Below are 6,329 nucleotides of genomic sequence, written 5' to 3' on the forward strand. Positions count from 1 at the left end.
TTCCTGTTCCGTATTCAGTTTACATGCAAAATATTGCTAACAGTAAAGCCATCATTGATCTTTATCGTTTACATCCTGCCGAAGGGCTTTCTTTTAGAACAGCCGAAGCTCTTGCTCTTAAAAAGAAAATCATCACCAATCGTGATTTAAATGCAAATAACCTGTATAAATTTAAAGAAAATATTTTATCTTTTAATGATATTGATAAAGTAAATTTAAAAGAATTTATTGATAAACCTTATGTATATCCTAATCCTGAATTATTAAAACAGTTTGATATCAATGAACAAATCAAAAATTATCTTAAAAACTAAAACCCATAATTTTTAAGAAATTTCTTAAGCGAAATGAGTACCGTTTTCTGTAATTGTCTTACGCGCTCACGGGTAAGATGCAACATTTCGCCTATCTCTTCTAATGTCTTAATATCATTGTCATTAATACCAAAACGATGAATAACAATAATTTTTTGTCTTTCGTTTAAAGAATCGATCCACGATCTTAATAATTTTTCAATTTCAGTATTACCAAACTGCTCTTCAAGGGTAGGTGTTTTTTCATCAGCAAGTAGATCAAGTAAGGATACATTTTTTTCACTATCTTTATTTTTAACATTTAGATCAGATATTGATATACCTTCTGCTACTACAAGCATTGAACGAACTTTATCTTCATCAATATCAAGCTCTTTTGCTATATCCTTAACAGCTACTGCCTGTCCGTGCGCTTTTTCCTGCAATTGCTTTTTAACTTTTAAAACCTGATTTAAATCCTTTATGACATGAAAAGGTAAGCGCACTAAACGCGACTGATTCATCACCGCATGTTCAATGCCCTGACGGATCCACCAAGTTGCGTAGGTTGAAAACCTAAAACCACGCTCAGGATCAAATTTATTTACCGCATGAATTAAGCCTAAATTACCCTCTTCTATGAGGTCAAGCATCGGAACGCCGCGAGTTCTATAATCACGAGCCACTTTTATAACCAAACGAAGGTTTGACGTGATCATGGAATTTCGAGCTTTCACATCACCTTGCTGCACAAGACGACCTAGTCTTACCTCGTCTTCCTGAGTAAGCAAAGGATAACGTCTTACCGAGCTTATATATGAAACAAGCAAATCTCCGCTAAAAGAAGGAACAGGAATATCTTTTTCTTCAAAACTTGAAGAAATTTCCTGCACTTCTTCCTGAATTCTATTTAATTCAAGATCGCTTGGCTCAAATTTATCTGACGTTGTCACTCGTTACAGCCTTAGCCTTTATTTGGGCAAATATTTAATCGGGTTTACTGACTGTCCGCGATAACGGATTTCAAAATGCAGCCCCACTGAGGATGCGTCAGTAGAGCCCATTTTAGCAATCTGCTGTCCGCGCTTTACTTTCTGTCCTTCTTTGACAAGTAATACATCATTGTGTGCATAAGCAGATAAAAACTCGTTATCATGATTGATAATCACGAGATTACCGTATCCGCGCAATGCATTACCTGCGTATACAACCTGTCCGTCAGAGGCTGCTAAAACCTGCTGACCGCGTGTTCCTGCAATATCAATGCCTTTATTACCATGCTCAGCAAGGGAGAACTGTTTTACAACTTTACCTTGTGTAGGCCATGTCCAGGAAACTCCGCTTACCGTACGAGCTTTACCGCTTACTACAGGAGTTGTAGCCACAGTAGAAACTTTCTCTTCTTTTTGTGCTTTTGATGCCGTTTCTTTTGATGAAGTTGAAGCTTTAACTTCTTTCTCTCCTGCAACAGGTACGGTATTTTCTACTTTAGCAACTGTTGCGCTATTACCATTATGTCTTGCTAAAGATAATTTCTGACCGACCTCAAGAGTGTAAGGAGGGGTTAAATCATTAACCCCTGCTAAAAAGTCGACTGATTGACCATTAGCTTTTGCTATGGAATAAAGGGTATCGCCTTTTTTTACAATGTACTCAGGAGCTTTTGCACTGCTTAAATTAAGTGCCAAAATCTGACCTACAGCAATATTATACGGAGGCTCAATCCCATTTTTCTTAGCTAAATCGCGATAATCAAGACCATAACGAAAAGCTATTGAATAAAGAGTATCTCCTTTAACCACCTGATAACGATCAGCTGCGTTTACGTTATTTACAGAAGAGCTTACAGCGACATTTGAATTAGATGTAGCCACAGTAGCAGAATTAACTGCAACAGGCTCTAACGCTCCGCTGCTTTTTGCATTAGAAACAGAATTATTTTCCAAAGCTACGTTATTGATGTTTTCATTATTTACATAGCTTACCTGTGATTGCATTTGATTCTGTCTTGAAGAAACTCTGGCATTAACAACCTGTCCGTTTTTATTGTACTGTTTAACTGCTGCAGTCGGTGCGCTTACCGTTGAATGAGGATCGGTTACATCCACAACCAGGCTTGATGCTGAATAATCACGATTTGAAGTGGCGCAGCCTCCAGCAATCACTCCGGCAACAATAACGGATAAAAGTAAAATTTTATGCATGATTATTCATTCCACAACATTTCATAAGCGATATAAAGTGCAACTAATGCCACGCACAGCCAACCGATAATATCAATATAGCGACGCAAAGCTTTTTCCATACGCTCTCCGCCTAACATGATAATTCCGGCTTCAAGGAAAAACCTCAAACCGCGTCCCACTATTGAAACTAAAAGGAAATTTACGATAGTAAGCATGCCGGCACTGCCGGTATTGGCAACACTTTCTGCAGCAACTACGCCTGAAGTAACGGCAATAACCTTATACGGAACAGGAGTAAAAGCTCCGATAAAAATCATTAAAATGCCGTATTTCATGGTAAACCAATGGCGTACGGTTTCCATGGATGACTCATAATTAAGCCACGTGATGATATCAGCAATATAAGGATCGTAAATAAAATAACCCAAGAAATATCCGCATGCCGCGCCGCACACTGAGGTAATAACAGTAAGAGCAGCATACTGCAATGCATGGTTGCGCCTTGCAAGGCACATCGGAGCTAACATTACATCAGGAGGAATCGGCCAGAAAATCGATTCAATAAAACTATTGATGCATAAAAACCACACTGCTTTAGGATGTTTGGCAAGCTTTATGCATAACTCATATAAATATGAAAATATATTCAAAGTAAACCCTTAATCCTTACGCTCAAGTAATACCACAGCCTCGACGGCAATTCCTTCTTTTCTTCCCACAAAACCGAGCTTTTCAGTAGTTGTAGCCTTTATACTGACATTTTGCAAATCAGTTTGCAAATCATGAGCAAGGTTCTCTCTCATCTTCTGTTCATACGGTGCAAGTTTCGGAACTTGGGCAAGCACGGTTACATCGACATTTCCAATCACAAAGCCTAATGCCTTTATTTTTAAATACACATCCCGCAGTAGAATACGGCTGTCGATATTTAAAAACTTATCATCATTATCCGGATAAAAATGACCGATATCCCCTAAAGACAAAGCGCCTAATATCGCATCGCACACGGCATGAATAAGCACATCACCATCTGAATGAGCAACTAGTCCTTTTTCATACGGAACTTTTACTCCGCCTAATGTACAAGGACCTTCGCCGCCAAAGCGATGTACGTCAAAACCGTGACCTATGCGTATCTTCATAAACTAAACCGCTTTAAACTTATTGGATCTTTCTCGTAACTTAACCAAAGCTTTTGCCATACGTAAATCAGCTTTGTTAGTTATTTTTATGTTATCCGATCTGCCTTCAACTAAAAGCGGATGATAACCCAAAAACTCAAGTGCAGAGGCTTCATCGGTTATTTCAGCATGCTCTTTGGCTGCCTCATCCAAAGCTTTTATCAAAAGCTCGGTTTTAAAAAACTGCGGCGTTAAAGCACGGTACACATTTTTTCTAATTACGGTACGCGCGATTTTTCCGTTACCATCAGATTTCTTTAAAGTATCGGCAACAGGAGACGCCAAGATGGCTCCGCAATTACTTTCTTTGCCTCTTACAACTAAGATAGCTAAATCTTCTATAGTTAGAAGAGGCCGTGCCGCATCATGAACCAAAACCCATTTAGTAGTTACTTGATTTAGTCCTGACCTAACGCTGTCAGCACGATCTTTGCCGCCATAAGCTATAAGCAATTTAGTTGAATCTATTTCAAGGGTTTGAAATATTTCATCTTCTTTGCTGATAACTACAATGACGTGATTGATAAGAGGAGAATTTAGGAAAATTTCCAAGGTACGCTCTAAAATAGTTTTCGTACCTAACATTAAATACTGTTTGGGAACTTTGGCTCCCATGCGGCTGCCGACGCCGGCTGCCGGAATAACGACATCAAGCTTTAAGCTATCCATGAATTTTTATAATTATTGTTTGTCACCTAAGATACGGAAAAAGGTCTCATCCTCACGAATCAGACCCAGCTCGGTGCGCGCCAGCTCTTCAACGGCGGTATTGCCTTGCTTTAAATCATTAAGCTCATCAATAACCGCCTGATTGCGATCCTGCAACTTGGCAGATTGCTGCTGCGCTTTAACTAAATTGGCAGATACATCCTCGTATTGCTTAAGTCCGTTTCTTCCTGCCCAGATGTCATAGGAAAGATAAACAATCGCTCCTAAAAGACATAAAGAAATAACTTTCATTGACATGCTATCTGCCCTTGCTTAATAAAATTAAGCGTTATGCTTTAAATCCTGATACTGCTTTGCGGCTTTGATAAAACCGGAAAACAGCGGATGGCCTTCACGCGGGTTAGAGGTAAATTCAGGATGGAACTGAACACCGATAAACCACGGATGAGAAGGGATTTCAACAATTTCAACAAGCTTATTGTCAGTTGACAAGCCGGCAATAGAAAGTCCCTTATCAGTTAACTTGGAAATAAGTTTACCGTTGACTTCATAGCGATGACGATGACGCTCTACGATATCATCTTTGCCGTAAAGCTCACGAACTTTTGAACCAGGTTTTAAGTGGCACAACTGACCGCCAAGACGCATAGTACCGCCTAAATCCGACTTATCTGAACGCTTCTCGACTTTTCCTTCTTCATCAATCCATTCAGTGATAAGACCGACTACAGGATAAGCAGTCTTTGGATCAAACTCTGTTGAGTTGGCTCCCTGCATGTTAGCAACATCACGGGCATACTCAATAATTGCTACCTGCATGCCAAGGCAGATGCCTAAATACGGGATATTGTTTTCACGGGCATAACGAGCTGCGATGATCTTACCTTCAATTCCGCGGCTGCCAAAACCACCTGGAACCAAAATTGCATCAACACCTTGCAGCATTTCAGTACCGCGAACCTCAACGTCCTCTGAATCAATATACTTAATATTGACGGTTAACTGATTCTTAAGACCGCCGTGCTTTAAAGCCTCGTTAATTGATTTGTAGGCATCAGGAAGCTCAACGTATTTACCGACCATACCGATAGTGACTTCACCCACGGTATTTGCCTGCTGGAACAATACCTGCTCCCATTCTGACAAATCAGCTTCTTTACATTCAATACCAAAGCGGTTAACGATAAACTCATCAAGATACTGACTCTTAAGTAAAGCCGGGATCTTATAAATTGAATCTACATCTTTTAAAGAAATGACTGCGCGCTCAGGTACATTACAGAACATCGCAATCTTATGACGCTCATGGGGAGGAATGGAACCTTCAGAACGGCAAATAAGGATATCAGGCTGAATACCGATAGAAAGCAATTCTTTTACAGAATGCTGAGTAGGCTTGGTCTTTACTTCACCTGAGGTCTTTAAATAAGGGACCAAGGTTAAATGCATGAATAAAGCATTTTCACGTCCGATATCCACGGCAAGTTGACGGATTGCCTCAAGAAACGGTAACGACTCAATATCACCGACAGTACCGCCGATCTCGACTAAAGCAATCTGATTGCCTTCAGCACCTGCCAAAATACGCTCTTTGATGGCATTGGTAATATGGGGAATAACCTGAATGGTAGCGCCTAAATAATCACCGCGACGCTCTTTTCTGATGACGTCTGAATAAATACGACCCGTGGTGAAATTGTTGCGATGGGACATCTTGGTACGGATAAAGCGCTCATAATGTCCTAAATCCAAATCTGTTTCCGCACCGTCCTCTGTTACGAATACCTCACCGTGCTGAATCGGACTCATAGTGCCCGGATCAACATTAATGTAAGGATCAAGTTTTAACATGGTTACTTTGATGCCGCGAGCTTCAAGCAGCGCAGCCAAAGATGCGGCAGCGATACCTTTACCTAAGGAAGAAACAACGCCGCCGGTAACAAAAATCAGCTTTACAGGAGATGCAGACATGAAAAACTCCGTTCAATCAAAAATTAATC

8 protein-coding genes are annotated in these 6,329 nt (G+C 40.2%); 1 reads left to right on the top strand and 7 read right to left on the bottom strand.

All coding sequences use genetic code 11. The features are described from left to right. The coding region (locus QZ019_RS08890) for a hypothetical protein (RefSeq protein ID WP_295484348.1) at positions 1 to 314 on the top strand (314 nt) is incomplete at its 5' end. Here QZ019_RS08890 and QZ019_RS08895 read toward each other — a convergent pair. Genes QZ019_RS08895 through QZ019_RS08925 form a run of 7 tightly spaced genes read right to left on the bottom strand, consistent with a single transcriptional unit; the run spans position 311 to position 6,300 of the window. Next, positions 311 to 1,246: a sigma-70 family RNA polymerase sigma factor gene (locus tag QZ019_RS08895; RefSeq protein WP_295484351.1), complete on the bottom strand. Its 936-nt coding sequence runs from the start codon at positions 1,244 to 1,246 to the stop codon at positions 311 to 313. The two genes, QZ019_RS08890 and QZ019_RS08895, sit on opposite strands and share 4 nt — an antisense overlap. 18 nt (positions 1,247 to 1,264) lie before the next feature. After that, complete coding sequence (locus QZ019_RS08900; protein WP_295484354.1) at positions 1,265 to 2,497, bottom strand: peptidoglycan DD-metalloendopeptidase family protein; 1,233 nt, start codon at positions 2,495 to 2,497, stop codon at positions 1,265 to 1,267. A 2-nt stretch (positions 2,498 to 2,499) separates the two neighbouring features. After that, on the bottom strand, positions 2,500 to 3,129 hold the full coding sequence (locus QZ019_RS08905) for a DedA family protein (RefSeq protein WP_295484356.1): 630 nt from the start codon (positions 3,127 to 3,129) through the stop codon (positions 2,500 to 2,502). A gap of 9 nt (positions 3,130 to 3,138) precedes the next feature. After that, entirely contained in the window at positions 3,139 to 3,621 is a 483-nt protein-coding gene (ispF, locus tag QZ019_RS08910; RefSeq protein WP_295484358.1) for a 2-C-methyl-D-erythritol 2,4-cyclodiphosphate synthase, read from the bottom strand. A 3-nt stretch (positions 3,622 to 3,624) separates the two neighbouring features. Beyond that, on the bottom strand, positions 3,625 to 4,329 hold the full coding sequence (gene ispD / locus QZ019_RS08915) for a 2-C-methyl-D-erythritol 4-phosphate cytidylyltransferase (RefSeq protein ID WP_295484361.1): 705 nt from the start codon (positions 4,327 to 4,329) through the stop codon (positions 3,625 to 3,627). Between the two features lie 12 nt (positions 4,330 to 4,341). After that, positions 4,342 to 4,626 carry a septum formation initiator family protein gene (locus QZ019_RS08920; protein WP_295484363.1) on the bottom strand — a complete coding sequence of 95 codons (285 nt, stop codon included), beginning with the start codon at positions 4,624 to 4,626 and terminating at the stop codon, positions 4,342 to 4,344. Between the two features lie 24 nt (positions 4,627 to 4,650). After that, a complete protein-coding gene (locus QZ019_RS08925) occupies positions 4,651 to 6,300 on the bottom strand; it encodes a CTP synthase (protein WP_294564914.1) in 1,650 nt (549 codons plus the stop codon). Positions 6,301 to 6,329 lie beyond the last annotated feature (29 nt).

It is taken from the genome of uncultured Succinatimonas sp. (assembly GCF_905203285.1).
In the GTDB taxonomy this organism is placed as follows: Bacteria; Pseudomonadota; Gammaproteobacteria; order Enterobacterales; family Succinivibrionaceae; genus Succinatimonas.

Excerpts from the sequence above, each read along its gene's own strand:
- QZ019_RS08900 (WP_295484354.1), bottom strand. The coding sequence starts at position 2,497 with ATGCATAAAATTTTACTTTTATCCGTTATTGTTGCCGGAGTGATTGCT.
- ispF (WP_295484358.1), bottom strand. The coding sequence starts at position 3,621 with ATGAAGATACGCATAGGTCACGGTTTTGACGTACATCGCTTTGGCGGC.
- ispD (WP_295484361.1), bottom strand. The coding sequence starts at position 4,329 with ATGGATAGCTTAAAGCTTGATGTCGTTATTCCGGCAGCCGGCGTCGGC.
- QZ019_RS08920 (WP_295484363.1), bottom strand. The coding sequence starts at position 4,626 with ATGTCAATGAAAGTTATTTCTTTATGTCTTTTAGGAGCGATTGTTTAT.
- QZ019_RS08925 (WP_294564914.1), bottom strand. The coding sequence starts at position 6,300 with ATGTCTGCATCTCCTGTAAAGCTGATTTTTGTTACCGGCGGCGTTGTT.